This window comes from Akkermansia biwaensis (assembly GCF_026072915.1).
Taxonomy (GTDB): Bacteria; Verrucomicrobiota; Verrucomicrobiia; order Verrucomicrobiales; family Akkermansiaceae; genus Akkermansia; species Akkermansia biwaensis.
The window spans coordinates 2,304,353-2,318,518 of record NZ_AP025943.1 but is presented as its reverse complement, the minus strand read 5'-3'; the positions used below and the strand labels follow the sequence as shown (position 1 = coordinate 2,318,518).

Sequence of the window (14,166 nt, the reverse complement as noted above, 5' to 3'; positions counted from 1 at the left end):
GCGCAAAAAACCGGGCAGATACCGTTCCCTTTCATGATAACCATACTATTTATAGGCGATGTGGTGGGAGAACCCGGACGCACCGCCTTGAAGCATGCGCTCCCCGGGCTCAGGGAAGCGCACGGGGCGGACTTTGTCGTGGTCAACGGGGAAAACGCCGCCGCCGGGCGCGGCATCACGCCCAGGCTGGCGCAGGAGCTGCTCCAGGCCGGAGTGGACGTCATCACCACCGGAGACCATGTCTGGGACCAGGTGGAACTGGCTCCGTGGCTGAACACCGAACCGCGCGTGCTGCGCCCAGTCAACTACCCCGAAGGCACGCCGGGACACGGCAGCGTCGTGAAGGAAACGCCCAAGGGAAAAGTGGCGGTCATGCAGGTCCAGGGGCGCTCCTTCATCCAGCCGCCGCTGGAAAACCCTTTCCTGATCTCGGAAAAAGAGGCCCAAAGGCTGAGAAACGAAGAACATGTCCGGGTAATCCTGGTGGACATGCATGCGGAAACCACCAGTGAAAAAATCTCCACCGGGTACAATCTGGACGGCTTGGTTTCCGCCGTCATCGGAACCCATACCCACGTGCAGACGGCGGACGAAACCATCCTGGAACACGGAACGGCCTACCTGACGGACGCCGGCATGTGCGGTCCCGCCGTCGGCGTGCTGGGACGGGAGCTGGAACCCATCCTCAAGCGGTTCCGCACCTCCATGCCTGCCAAATTCCCCGTAGCCGGCTGGCCCGTGCGCCTTTGCGGCGCGGTCATCCGCGTGGATGAGGAAACCGGGAAAGCCCTGAACATCACCCGCATCAGCCAAATCGTGGAAAAACCGGCCTCCTGACCATGTACGACGTGACTCCCCGCCTGCCGCCGCCCCCAGCCATGGTCCTCTGCGGATATTCCATGGAAAGACATGATTCCACACCACTTTTCCGGCGCCATGCAGTCACGACGACGCCGGAAAGGCAGAAAACTCCGTTTTACCCCTCCACCGGTCTTCATCCCTTCTACCCTGCCCCATGAACTATCATGAACTATGAAGCCAGATTCGGCGGCATAGGCCGCCTGTACGGAACCAGAGGGCTGGACATACTCCGGAACTCCCGCATGGCTGTTGTCGGCATTGGAGGGGTAGGTTCCTGGGCGGCGGAAGCGCTGGCGCGTTCCGGCGCAGGCGCCATCATCCTGATGGACCTGGACGACCTTTGCGTTACCAACACCAACCGGCAAATCCACGCCCTGGGAACAACCATCGGGCAATCCAAGACGGAAGCCATGGCGGCCCGCATCAGGGACATCAACCCCGAAGCGGAAATCATCACGCTGGACAACTTTTATACGGAAGCCAATGCGAAAAAACTCTTCGGGACCGCGCCGGACGTCATCATTGACGCCATTGACTCCCTCTCCCCCAAGGCGCACCTCATCGCCTCCTGCTACCGCAACAAACAGCCTCTCATCACCTGCGGCGGAGCCGGTGGGCGGACAGACCCGTCCAAAATAGAAATTGCCGACCTCTCCCGGACCAAGGGCGACCCCCTGCTCTCCAGCCTGCGCGCCAAACTCAAAAAAGACTACGGCCTCCCGCTGGGAGAAAAAAAACGCAAGCTGAAAATCCCCTGCGTCTTCTCCCAGGAAACTCCCGTCTATCCTACCTGCGATGGAGGAACCTCCTGCTCACGCGATCCCAGATTTCAGGGGAAAATGGGCTGCGACGCCGGCTTCGGCTCCATCACGCACATCACCGGCACCTTCGGCTTTTTTGCGGCATCATCCGCCATACAAATGCTTCTGAACAAAAAAACAACATCAGTACAACCATGAACACACGCCTGCTCCCCCTCCTCGGGGCCGTCATCCTTCCCATGCTCAGCCAGTGCAACTCGCTGGAAAAGGACATAGCCGCCATCAATGCCCGCAACATGGAAATAGCCCGGGAGCCGAGGGGCAACTACTTCGTAGGCCGCCGCTACCATGTGCCGTCAACGCGCTTCTGGGGCTACCTGCGCCAGCCGGGCCAGACCTGGAGAACGGCCCAGCTCGTCATCATGGATGAAAGCGCCTGCCGTACGCCGGACCGCCTGCCGGAATACGCCGGGAATCCCCGCTACGCCTTTGACAACAACTACGAATACAGGGTATACGGCAAATTCACGGGCAAGTACGGATACGAACCCAACACCAACCTGAAGCTCCCCATCTTCAAGCCCACCAAATTCGAACAGCTCAATACGGACCCCGGCTGGCTCTTCAAGCCGTCGGAAAAATACGACAAAAAAACCGTCTCCCTGCGCCCGGGCATCATGCCTCTGACTTCCGTTCCGGCCCGGTGACGGAAGGTATTCCCGTAAAAATGGAAGAGGCGGATAAAAAAGAAGAAAAAAGCTTGATCTATTCGCCTCCCTGCGCTAAAAACTCCCCGCCTTCAGGCGCCCATGCTCGGGTGGCGGAATTGGTAGACGCGCTAGACTAAGGATCTAGTGTCGATAAGACGTAGGGGTTCGAGTCCCCTCTCGAGCACCATTCAATAACCCTCTTTAAGTGAAATGCTTGGAGAGGGTTTCTTGTCGAAGGAGAAACGGGAAAAGATATTCATCCCAAAGGCAGGCTCATTCACCAATCTTGAAGAAGGGTGCCTGAATCAAGAAATCCAATTTAAGGGAATTTTAAATACCTCCGGCCATCAGCACGGCGATTTCTTCCCGGACAGGCATGGAACGGATGGCTCCCTTGCGCGTCGTGACAATGGAGGCGGCGGCATTGGAGAATAGGAGCATGTCCGCAAGCTGCCGTTCCGTCAGGTTTTCCAGCCCCGTTTTCAGAATCCAGTCTAAGCAGGAGCCAAAGAAGGCGTCTCCGGCCCCTGTCGTATCGATGGTCTTGACGTTCAGAAAAGTAGGCTGGTGTACAAGAGTACTTCCATAGCTGGCCCAGCTTCCTTCCCTGCCCCCCGTTACAAGGATGAGGCGGAGATTGCCGAATTCTTTTTTCAGTGCATCAAGTCCTTCTTCCATGGAGGCGCAGCCGGTGAGGAAGCGGAGTTCCTCCTTTTCTATTTTCATGACGCTGCACACGCCGCAGCCATAGAGCATCTGCTCCCGGGCCAGTTCCAGGCTGGGCCAGAGGGGAGGCCTGAGATTGGGATCAAAGGAGACCAGGGAACCTTTTTCCTGCGCGCGGCTGACAGCGTGCCGGGTGGCGCGCCGCACATCGTCGTGCGTCATGGAGAGGGTTCCGAAGTGGAAGATGCGCGTGTTTTCCACCAGGGCCATGTCCACTTCTCCAGAAGTCAGTTTCATGTCGGCGCCGGGATTGCGGTAAAAGGAAAAGTCACGGTCTCCCTGTTCGTCAATCTGGACGAAAGCAAGCGTCGTGTTGACTTCCCGGGAAGAGACCAGCCCCGAATCGTCAATACCCGCCTCACGGAGGGTGTTCCGGAGCATTTTGCCGAACATGTCATGACCCACCTTGCCGATGAAAGCGGTCCTGCGGCCCAGTTTGGCGAGCATGGACAAAACATTGCACGGCGCTCCCCCGGGATTCGCCTGGTAAACGGGCAGCCCCTGCCCGCTCGTTCCGCAAGGGGTAAAATCCACCAGCAGTTCTCCGAGAGCGATAACGTCGTACATGTTTTTGAGGTATTAAAGGTGGCTTTTCCGGCACGGATAAAAGCCGGAAAGTATGGCAAGCATAGAATGTCCCGCGCATGCGGGAAAAGAAAAAAGAGGCTCATTCCAGTCATGCCGGAAAGGGGCTCATTCCCGGCGTTCCTTCCTCCGGCAAACCGTGCCGGGAGGAATTCCGGAAAGTTATCTTCTCCAGGCACCAGGCGGACATTTATGGACCCGCTGAATACCGGAAAAGTCTGGCATATCCCTAACATACGCTTCCCGGGAAGTGCCCATTAGAGTGAGACAGCAAACAGGATACCACATTTCAACACGATGAAAAAGGAACTGCAAAGACACGGTAAAGCGAAGATTCCGGGAGCCCCGGTCCCCTATGACAGGACGAAGATTCATCCGGGGATTCTCCATATAGGGGTGGGCAATTTTCATCGGGCGCATGAAGAGTTTTACACGAACCAGCTTCTGGGCATGGGAGGCCGCGAAGAATGGGGGATTTACGGAGTGGCCCTGCTGCCGCAGGACGAGCCCCTTTACAAGGCGCTGAAGAGCCAGGACGGTCTTTATACGCTGACGGCCTGCGGGCGCGACGGCAGGGACGAGTTTTACGAAATAGGTTCGCTGGTGGATTTGGCATGGGGGCCGGAGAATCCCCAAAGCGTGATTGACAGAATCGCGGATCCACGGATTAAAATCATCACGCTGACCATTATGGAAGGCGGCTACAATATTGACAAGGAAACCGGGGAATTCATGCTCGGGAGCAAGGATGTGAAGCATGACCTGGAACATCCCGGCCATCCCCGGACGGTCTTCGGCTTCCTGGCCGCAGGATTGCGGAAAAGGCGGAAAAACGGAGCCGGCCCCGTAACGGTTCTATCCTGCGACAACCTCCAGCACAATGGGGACACGGCCCGGAAAGCGTTTATTTCCTTTATCGAGGCCCAGGACTCAGAACTGGCCCGATGGGTGAAAAAAAACGTCACGTTCCCCAACAGCATGGTGGACCGCATCACGCCCGCCGTTACGCCGGACGACGTCAAACGGCTGAACGCACAGAGCGGCGTGGAGGATGCCGCCCCCGTGTATTCCGAGGATTTCATCCAGTGGGTGATTGAGGATGATTTCATTGCCGGCCGCCCGGACTGGGAAGCCGCAGGAGCGGAGTTCACGGACGACGTGTCCGCTTACGAGAACATGAAGCTCAGCCTGCTGAACGCCTCCCATTCCCTGCTGTCCTACCCCGCCTTCCTGGCCGGCTACCGCCGGGTGGACGAGGCGGTGAGGGACGAGAGATTTGCCCGCTATCTGCGCCTTTTCATGGACCGGGACGCCGGCCCCTATGTTCCGGCCCCGGGAAATACGGATTTGGAGCTGTACAAGAAGACCCTGCTGGAGCGCTTCGGCAACAAGGCCGTCAGCGACCAGATCAGCCGCCTGTGCTTTGACGGAGTTTCCAAGATTCCCGTGTATGTGATGCCCGTGTTAACGAAGATGATCAGGGATGACGCCGATCTCGAACGCCTGGCTTTTTTCATTGCCGCGTACCGCCATTACCTGAAACACGGAAAGGACGACCGGGGCCGCGCCTATGAGGTAAACGAGCCCTGGCTGACGGAGGAGGACAGGAAGCTGATTGCCGGCGACGATCCCGTCGATTTTCTCGGACTGTCCCCTTTCCGGAGCACGGATTTGAAAGCGGCGGACAAGTTTGTCAGCCAGTACCGCAGCATGGTGGAAGGGCTTGAAAAAGACGGCGTGCTTTCCGTTCTGGAAAAAATGGTTCTCCCCTAGTCATACCGGCACTTTATGCCGTCCGGACTGAGGTATGGGCGGCATGAAGATGCTGCCGCCCTCTTCTTCCTCCCTGCCATTCCCAGCCTTTTTCCCTTTTATGGAAACACCACGGCATCCCCGCCTGGGACCCTTCCTGGCCCTGACATTCATTTACTTTCTCGTCGGGTTCCTGACGACCGTGAACGGTCAGTTTCAGGGGCCTTTGCAAAGCGCCTTCCTGTCGGACGCCGGAACCCTGAAGAATACGTTTATCACGCTGATTCCCTTTTTCTTTTTCCTGGCGTATCTGGTGAACGGAAATATCGGTTCCCGCTGGATCAACCGCTACGGCTACAAAACAACGCTGATACGGGGGCTTTTGTTCATGGTGCTCGGACTGGCCGTGTTTTTTCTCTCCGCCTGGTTCACCGTCCGTTACGGGGACCTGCACCTGACGATCGCCGGGGCCGAAATCCCCTACGGCTATTTTATTTTCCTGGCGGGCTCGTATGCCATGGGCACCTCCGCCACACTCCTGCAGGTGGTCATCAATCCCTACGTGACCTCCTATGAATTGAAGGGAACCCAGCCGGTCCAGCGCCTCAATATCGTCTGCGCCGTGAATTCATTCGGAACGACGATCGCGCCGTTTTTCGTGACCGGCGTCCTGTTTGCCGGGCTGCCGATGGAGAATGTCCATGTACGGCAGCTGATGACGCCCCTGCTGATCCTGGGAATCCTCATCGCCTTGATCACCCTGGTGACGAAACGCCTTTACCTGCCCGACCTCCGGGACACGACGGCCGGAGAAGGCGAAAAACTGGAACGCGGCATCTGGTCCTTCCGCCATTTGACACTGGGCGTCATCGCCATTTTCTTTTACGTGGGCGCGGAGGTTTCCGTGGGAATCAACGTGAACCTGCATGCGCTGGAACTCGGCAATTCGGATTCGCCCCTGCTGTTTCTGGGCTCCAGCAATCTGGTAGTGTGGGGAGTGGACCTGGGCATTCCCGCCCTGCTGGCCTCCCTGTACTGGGGCGGCCTGATGGCGGGGCGTATTGTTTCCGGCTGGCTGAGCCATATTTCCCCCCGCGTCCAATTGACGGCGGCTACCTCCGCGGCGGCCCTCCTGACGCTGGCTGCCATTTACACCCATAACCTGTGGGTGCTGGTTTCGGTGGGGCTGTTTCATTCCGTGATGTGGGGGTGCATTTTCACGCTCGCTACCGTGGGATTGAAAAAATACACCGCCAAGGCTTCCGGCATTTTCATGATGGGCGTGTTCGGCGGGGCCGTTTTCCCTTTCCTCCAGGGTGTTCTGGCAGATTCGCTGGGAAGCTGGCGCTGGTCATGGATGCTTGTTTTCCTCTGCGAACTGGTCATGCTGGCTTACGCCCTGGCAGGCTCCCGCGTCAGAAAGCAGGATCTTCCGGAAGAAACAGATTAAAAGGAACGGCAACAGGATGCCGCACGCCGGCACAGAGACGCTCCGGTGAAAAGGCGTTTCCAGATATTATACGGGGATTGGCGCCGCAGGCAATTGAAGCGTTTCCCCGCCCATTAATGCCATTTATCCCGTATTTTTCTTCATGTCGGCCTTCCCATCCTGTAGCATGAGCCCATGCAAGAGAGAAGCAGTGGCTTTCAATGGCCCGCAGAGTGGACACCGGATATTCTCGCTACCCTGATGTTTGTGGTTCAGGGGGGGAAGATTCTTCTGATACGCAAGAAGAGGGGGATAGGAGCGGGGAAGGTGAACGGCCCCGGCGGCAAGTTCGAGCCGGGGGAGACGGCTCTTCAATGCGTTCTGCGGGAAGTCCGGGAGGAACTGCGGATTGACGTAACGGACGCCCGGGAAATGGGCGTGCTTAATTTTTCCTTTACCTGCGGAACCATTCCGGAAATCCGCTGCCATGTGTTCATGGCTTCCTCCTTCACGGGGACTCCCTCGGAAACGCCGGAGGCGGAGCCCTTCTGGTCTCCCGTAGAGGAGATTCCCTACGACCTCATGTGGCAGGATGACCGGTACTGGCTTCCCGCCATGCTCCGCGGCAAACGGTTCCAGGCGTTTTTCACGTTTGAGGGGGACAGAATGCTGGATTATTCCTTGGAAACGGAAGAGGAATAGCCATACCTGTTTCCACCGCTCCCGATTATCCGGCTTTCCGCTCACGGAAACACAGCGGGAAGAAGCGGTTTTCACGAGCCACACCCGGCATTCCGGCGTTTTTCCCTCTTTTCCCTCTTTTCCCTCTTTTCCCTCTTTTCCCTCTTTTCCCTCTTTTCCCTCTTTTCCCTCTTTTCCCTCTTTTCCCTCTTTTCCCTCTTTTCCCGCCGAGTCCCCGGCATCAGCAACCGGCATTCCGCGCCCCTCCATCACCACGATGAGGGGCGCGGAAGACATCAGAAGACCACGGCTACGCCCAAGGCCGCCCGGTGTTCCGTGTAGGATTCCCGGAAACAAGCCTGATAGGAGGCATAAATGGAGAGGTTTTCACTGCGCACGAAGCGCGACAGAAATTTGACCTTGAAGGCCTGGCGTGCCGGAGCGTATCCTCTGCCTCTGTACCGGGACTCATAGACGGTGTCGCCGTCCCACCAGATGTCGTTGAAGGTATGGTGGGGATTGTTGCGCCATATGTCCGGGCAGTAGCTTCCGGAAATGGCGTTGGTCCACATCATGCCGTTGGAGAAGCGGATGGCGTGTTCCAGCGTCACTCCCACTTCAAGCGCCATATTGTCGAACGATCCGCGGTTTTCCCACCTGGATTCCCTTCTCCAGTATTCATCATCATCCCACCACCAGGAAGAGTCATAGTCTTCGTCATCATAGTCGTCCTTTTTCACTTTGTTAGAGGCATGCACATAGCTCATCTTGGCGAAAGGCGTGATACTGAAGGATCTGGAGACCTCGTAGCGCCATGCGGCCGACAACGCGACGTTCCAGGTTTCCGTATCCCATGTGGAGTTTTCGTAGTTCATGCCGTGGTGGGCGCATTTGTTGTCGGTATTGCCGAATCCCATATTCATGGACAGAAGAAGATGGGATTTTCTTCCGGTCTGCCTGTACAGGGCTCCGTAAATGTTGACCATCATCGTATCCTGGTCAAATTTGTCGCCTTCCAGAAATCCGGCGGGATGGTCCGCCATTTCCTTGATGTTCTGGGTACCGGACATGAAGCCCAGGGACAGGCCGAGCAGCCTTCCCCTTCCACTTTCGGATGCGCAATAGTCGTAGCCCAAGGCTCCGCCGCCGGCCGAATAGTCGAAGGCGGAATGCTCGTTCCTGACACTGGCATTTCCGAAGCTTCCCATGCCGCTGAACCAGAAACGCGATTTTTTGCCGTCCTGAAAACGGTGCACGCCCATCTGGGAGTCGATGGCGTCAGAAAAGGCCTGCATGTGGCCCGTAGCCGCCCAGAGGGAATCCAGAGTGGTTTCAGGGCCGCTGTCCGGGAATTGGCTGACGGACTGGGCGTGCAGCAGGGAGGCACACCCGGCGGCGCTCAAACACCATGCATATAAGAAGGATTGTTTCATGACTGGTATGAATGTTTTTGTTTAACAGGTTTGACGAATCACCAAGGTTGCTACCCGGAAAGCGCAGTAAAATGACGGTTTTGTTTATCCCTGCTTTTTTTCAGAAAAAATCCGCCGCTTTTTCTTCCGCAAGGGATTTCCCGGAAGGCACCTCGGCAATGGCTTTCTGACTGCCCCGGAAGCCTCAGTTCCATGTCTTTCATGTTCTCCAGGGAAGTCTGTTGAGCCCGGAATACGGCTCTATGCGTCAAGCGCGCCGCCGCTTGCCCGGACATTTCGGCGAACCGCTTCTTTAAGCTTTTCCTTCCGGGCCTTTTGTGATATGGGTGCGGGAGCAATGGCGCAGTCTCCTGCCCCTTTATTTGCTGACTGTTTCAATTCATCCATTATTTGACATGTATACCCCCGAGTTCAAGAATATCCTGACGACCACGCTGAACGGCCTGCGCGAAGAAGGCCTGTACAAGGAAGAACGTTTTATCGCCTCCCAGCAGTATTCCCAGGTAACGCTGAAAGACGGCCGTTCCGTCATCAACATGTGCGCCAACAATTACCTGGGCCTGGCCAATAATCCGGAAGTGATGGAAGCGGCCAAGAAGGCGATTGACCAGTGGGGGTTCGGCATGGCGTCCGTCCGGTTCATCTGCGGCACTCAGACCCTGCACCGCCAGCTGGAGGAACGCCTTTCCGAGTTCCTAGGCACGGAAGACACGATTCTCTTCCCCTCCTGCTTTGACGCCAACGGCGGCCTGTTCGAAGGGCTGCTGACCGCGGACGACGCCATTATTTCCGATTCCCTGAACCATGCCTCCATCATCGACGGGGTGCGCCTCTGCAAGGCCAAGCGCTTCCGCTACGCCAACAACGACATGGCGGACCTGGAAGCCAAGCTGCAGGAGGCGGACGCCGCCGGCGCCCGCGTCAAGCTGATTTCCACGGACGGCGTCTTTTCCATGGACGGCATCATTGCCCAGCTTGACAAGATTCACGAACTGGCGGCCAAATACAACGCCATCGTCCATTTCGACGACTGCCACGCCACGGGCTTCCTTGGCAAGCGGGGACGCGGGACGCATGAGTACCGCGGCTTGTTCGGCAAGATAGATATCACGACGGGGACACTCGGCAAAGCCCTGGGCGGCGCGTCCGGCGGCTACGTTTCCGGCCCGAAGGAAGTGGTGGACGTCCTGCGCCAGAAGGCGCGCCCCTACCTGTTTTCCAACAGCGTGGCCCCGGCGATCGTGGCCGCGTCCATCAAGGTGCTGGACCTTCTGGAAGGTTCCACGGAAGCGCGCGACCGCGTGGAAGCCAATACCAAATATTTCCGCGGCGCGATGACCGGCGCCGGCTTCACCATCGGCGGCAAGGATCACCCGATTTCCCCGGTGATGCTGGGGGATGCCGTCCTGTCCCAGCAGTTTTCCGCACAGCTCCTGGACGAAGGCGTGTATGCCGTAGGCTTCTTCTATCCCGTGGTGCCCAAGGGACAGGCACGCATCCGCACCCAGATTTCCGCCGCCCACACCCGCGAACAGCTGGACAAGGCGATTGAAGCCTTCTGCAAGGTGGGCAAAAACCTGGGCGTCATTTCCTGATTTCCCGGCCCGCTCATGACTTCGGACGCATCACCCATGCCCGGCGGCAACCTGCCGACACTGCCCGTGAAACGGGTGGTGCGTCCCACCCCTTCCATCCCGGACCATAAAGTGGTTCGCCAGATCGGCAGCGGAGCGTATGGAGAGGTCTGGCTGGCAAAAGCCCTGACAGGCGCATGGAGGGCCGTCAAAATCGTCTGGAGGGAGGATTTTGAGGACGAACGGACCTTCAACCGGGAGTTTGAAGGCATTCTTCAATACGAGCCCATCGCCCGCAACCATCCGGGCCTGGTGCACATCCTGCATGTGGGCCGCCACGACGAAGGCTCCCCCTTTTATTATTACGTGATGGAGCTGGGCGACGACGCCCGCACGGGAGTCCATATCAACCCGGACGAGTATATTCCCCGTACGCTCCAGACGGACAAGAAGTTTTCCGGCAACAAGCCCCTTCCCCTGGATTACTGCCTGGAGGTGGGCAGCCAGCTTGCCCACGCGCTGCTGTACCTGCACAGCAAGAACCTGACGCACCGGGACATCAAGCCCGCCAACGTCATTTTCGTGAATGGGCGTCCCAAACTGGCGGACATCGGCCTGGTGGCCCATCTGGACCAGCGCAGTTTTGTCGGCACGGAGGGGTTCATTCCTCCGGACGGTCCCGGGACCCGCAGGGCGGATGTGTATGCCCTGGCCAAAGTCCTGTATGAGATCAGCACCGGGAAGGACCGCATGGATTTTCCCGAACTGCCGGATGAATTGCCGGCGGGCACCGTGCAGAAAAAATGGCAGGCGTTCAATACCATCATCTGCCAGGCCGCGGAACCGCGCGTGGAGGAATGCACGATTGATTCCGCGGAGGAGCTGGCGGAAAAGATAGACGCGCTGAGAGGGTATGAAGTTCCGTCCCGCTTCCGGCTTCAGAAGAAAAGCCGCCGCAAGTTCAAACGTACCTTCCAGCTTCTGGGGGCCGCCATTGCCGGCGGCCTGACGGCGTATTGGGGAGTACTCTGGCTCAACGAACAGCAACACGCACAGGAACCGGACACCCCGGCGGAAGCGCATTCCCAACAATCCGCGCCGGAGGAAGAGTCCAGGAACGGGTACGTGCTGGTTACCAGTTCTCCGGCGGGGGCGTCCGTCTATGACGCCGACGGGAATTATCTGGATGAAACGCCTTACGGCCCCATCGAATTGCCTGCCGGCACCACCGTCGTGTACACCATCAAGAAGTCGGGGTTTGCGGACAAGGAGGAGACGGGGACTGTTGCAGGAGGCTCCACGCTGGCATTGGGAGGAGTCCTGAAAGAGTACCATCCGCCCACGGACGGGCAGCCCTGGAAGGATACGGAGGGCGTTACCTATCTTCCGGCGGAGACGCGCCACGTGGCGGAGACGCCCCTGACGGCCGCCCTGTTCAACAAGTTCCTGAAGGAAGACAGGCAGCAGGGCAATTTTCAAATGCAGCGGCAGCAGGTGCAGCCGGACCACCCGGAGAAGGATCTGGCCCTGCTGACCCAGGACGGCATTACGGCGTACCTGGCGTGGCTGAACAAGAAGTGCGAACGGGAGGGGCTGCTGGGCAAGGAGTTCTCCATCAGCGCGGACCCGGGGCCTCAGGGTTCCGGACGGACGGACGGACGGAACACGTACGTCCTGAACGTCACCCGCGTTTTCCAGGTTCCCATCACCGTCACGACCAACCCGCCGGGAGCCAGCGTGTTTTTCAACAACAGGCTCATCGGCAGGACGCCCATTGAGGAGTATGTCAACCAGGTGCCTTACGTGATTGAGATCAAGCTGCCGGGGCACGCCACGATGCGGCGCAGGGGGCTTGATCCCCAGGACCTGTACCTTTCCCTCCAGCTTGAACCGGACAAGTCCGTGGTGTTCGGCTCCCCCTGGATCAACAGCCTGGGAATGGACCTGGTGCCTGCGGGGAACAATACTCTGGCAATGGCCCATGAAGTGCGTGTCAAGGACTTCCAGCAGTTCCTGAAAGCCACGGGCCGCAAAGCCCCGGCCAAGCCGGGATTCCCCCAGGAAGACGACCATCCGGTGGTGAACGTGAGCAGGCAGGACGCGCGGGCCTTTGCCAGATGGCTCACCAACAGGGAGCGTGCCCAGGGGCTGATTGACCAGCATGATTCCTACCGCCTGCCCAAAGACGCGGAATGGAGCGCCTGGATGCAGCTCGGAGAGGAAAAGGGGGATTCCCCCTATGAAAAAACGTTGCCGCATGACCATTCCAAGGAGGTGTTCCCGTGGGGGACTTCCTGGCCCCCGCCGAACGGAGCGGGCAATTTCGCTGACCAGTCCGCCCTGATTTATCTTCCCTCGTCCCGCGTGATCGTGGATTACGAGGACGGGCAGCCCTACACGGCCCCGGTCAGGTCATTCCCCCCCAACCGCCTGGGCCTGTACGACCTGGAAGGCAACGTGATGGAGTGGGTGGACGATAATTACGGAGGTCCGGAAAGCCTTCCCATACGCAGCCACGGCGTGGCCCGCGGCGGCAGCTACCTGTCCTTCCGTCCCAAGCAGCTCACCACTAGCATCCGCACTCCGCTGCCGGAAAACACGCGGGACGATGCCCTGGGGTTCCGCCTCGTTCTTTCCTCGGAACGCCCGCCCGCTCCTCCGGCTCCCTGACGAAGAAGGCCTTTTCTCCCGGCGGGGCCGCACCATCCCGGCACGGCTCTCATCCGGACCGCGGCTTTCCGGGTTCTCCCGCTCAGGAAAATGTTTGAAAGGGGGGCGCATTGTGCTACCGTGTCGTTGCACCGTTTTCCTCATGAAAATCATCGCCATCGCCAACCAGAAAGGGGGAGTGGGAAAGACCACCACGGCTATCAACCTGGCCGCCGCCCTGGCCCAGCTGAAAAAGAAAATTCTCGTTATTGACCTGGACCCGCAGGCCAACGCCACCAGCGGCCTGGGCATCGACACCCGGGAGACGGCCAGCCTGTACCCCGCCCTGCTCCACCAGATTCCTGCGGAACAGTGCATCCGGCCTTCCGGCAGAAAACGGCTGGACATTATTCCCTCCACCATGGACCTGGCCGGCGTGGAGATAGAGCTGGCGCGGGCCGGCGACCATCTGACCAGGCTCCGGGAGACGCTCGCCCCGCTGCGCAAATCCGGTTCCTACGATTACTGCATCATGGACACGCCCCCCTCCCTGGGCGTGCTGATGACTTCCGCCCTGGCCGCCTGCGACGAAGTGCTCACCCCCCTCCAGTGCGAATGGTTCGGGCTGGAAGGCCTTGCCAAGATTCTGCACGTGACCGCGCAAATTTGCGCCAGCGGAGCCAATCCCCACATCAGGCATGAAGGCGTCCTGATGACCATGTACGACGGCCGCACCAACCTTTCCCGGCAGGTGATCGAGCAGGTGGGGCAGCACCTCCCCAAAATGCTGTACAAGACGGTCATCCCCCGTTCCATCAGGCTTGGCGAAGCGCCCAGCTTCGGCCACACCATTTTCGAACACGACCCCTCCGGCCCGGCGGCGGAGGCCTACCTGAAGGCGGCGCGGGAATTCGTCAAGCGCCACAAGTCCTGAATACCGGCCCAGCCTTCCGGGGGCGGAACAGGCATTCACCTTGACTTGCCGGGAGCGGCATAGGAAAATGC

At 58.8% G+C, this 14,166-nt stretch carries 11 protein-coding genes and 1 tRNA gene; 10 read left to right on the top strand and 2 right to left on the bottom strand.

Features of this window, described 5'->3' with window-relative positions; genetic code table 11:
* Window positions 1-33: 33 nt before the first annotated feature.
* The 4 genes from OQH67_RS09580 (at window position 34) to OQH67_RS09565 (ending at window position 2,519) form a co-directional block, all read left to right on the top strand.
* Window positions 34-837 carry a TIGR00282 family metallophosphoesterase gene (locus OQH67_RS09580; protein WP_215434868.1) on the top strand — a complete coding sequence of 268 codons (804 nt, stop codon included), beginning with the start codon at window positions 34-36 and terminating at the stop codon, window positions 835-837.
* 188 nt (window positions 838-1,025) lie between these two features.
* Window positions 1,026-1,820 carry a tRNA threonylcarbamoyladenosine dehydratase gene (locus tag OQH67_RS09575; protein ID WP_215434869.1) on the top strand — a complete coding sequence of 265 codons (795 nt, stop codon included), beginning with the start codon at window positions 1,026-1,028 and terminating at the stop codon, window positions 1,818-1,820.
* A complete protein-coding gene (locus OQH67_RS09570) occupies window positions 1,817-2,329 on the top strand; it encodes a hypothetical protein (protein WP_215434870.1) in 513 nt (170 codons plus the stop codon). The genes OQH67_RS09575 and OQH67_RS09570 overlap by 4 nt, the downstream gene beginning before the upstream one ends.
* Before the next feature lie 104 nt (window positions 2,330-2,433).
* Window positions 2,434-2,519, top strand: a tRNA-Leu gene (locus OQH67_RS09565).
* Window positions 2,520-2,662: 143 nt separating this feature from the next.
* Here the strand turns inward: OQH67_RS09565 and OQH67_RS09560 are convergent.
* Window positions 2,663-3,625, bottom strand: coding sequence for a carbohydrate kinase family protein (locus OQH67_RS09560; RefSeq protein ID WP_215434871.1), 963 nt, complete (start codon window positions 3,623-3,625; stop codon window positions 2,663-2,665).
* Window positions 3,626-3,940: 315 nt separating this feature from the next.
* On the opposite strand from OQH67_RS09560, the gene OQH67_RS09555 reads away from it, so the two are divergent.
* From OQH67_RS09555 to OQH67_RS09545, 3 genes are all read left to right on the top strand, one after another.
* Window positions 3,941-5,416 (top strand): mannitol dehydrogenase family protein, encoded by a 1,476-nt coding sequence (locus OQH67_RS09555; protein WP_215434872.1) that lies wholly within the window; start codon window positions 3,941-3,943, stop codon window positions 5,414-5,416.
* A gap of 100 nt (window positions 5,417-5,516) precedes the next feature.
* On the top strand, window positions 5,517-6,845 hold the full coding sequence (locus OQH67_RS09550) for an MFS transporter (RefSeq protein WP_215434873.1): 1,329 nt from the start codon (window positions 5,517-5,519) through the stop codon (window positions 6,843-6,845).
* A 174-nt stretch (window positions 6,846-7,019) separates the two neighbouring features.
* Window positions 7,020-7,526: an 8-oxo-dGTP diphosphatase gene (locus OQH67_RS09545; RefSeq protein WP_215434874.1), complete on the top strand. Its 507-nt coding sequence runs from the start codon at window positions 7,020-7,022 to the stop codon at window positions 7,524-7,526.
* A gap of 275 nt (window positions 7,527-7,801) precedes the next feature.
* Here OQH67_RS09545 and OQH67_RS09540 read toward each other — a convergent pair whose 3' ends face one another.
* The gene (locus OQH67_RS09540; protein ID WP_215434875.1) at window positions 7,802-8,938 is read right to left on the bottom strand and encodes an autotransporter outer membrane beta-barrel domain-containing protein; all 1,137 of its coding nucleotides are present in this window, start codon (window positions 8,936-8,938) and stop codon (window positions 7,802-7,804) included.
* A gap of 395 nt (window positions 8,939-9,333) precedes the next feature.
* On the opposite strand from OQH67_RS09540, the gene kbl reads away from it, so the two are divergent.
* The 3 genes from kbl (at window position 9,334) to OQH67_RS09525 (ending at window position 14,095) form a co-directional block, all read left to right on the top strand.
* Window positions 9,334-10,533, top strand: a complete 1,200-nt coding sequence (gene kbl, locus OQH67_RS09535; protein WP_215434876.1) for a glycine C-acetyltransferase — start codon at window positions 9,334-9,336, stop codon at window positions 10,531-10,533.
* A 15-nt stretch (window positions 10,534-10,548) separates the two neighbouring features.
* A complete protein-coding gene (locus OQH67_RS09530; protein ID WP_215719891.1) occupies window positions 10,549-13,182 on the top strand; it encodes an SUMF1/EgtB/PvdO family nonheme iron enzyme in 2,634 nt (877 codons plus the stop codon).
* A 142-nt stretch (window positions 13,183-13,324) separates the two neighbouring features.
* Entirely contained in the window at window positions 13,325-14,095 is a 771-nt protein-coding gene (locus OQH67_RS09525) for a ParA family protein (RefSeq protein ID WP_215434878.1), read from the top strand.
* The last annotated feature ends 71 nt before the right edge of the window (window positions 14,096-14,166 follow it).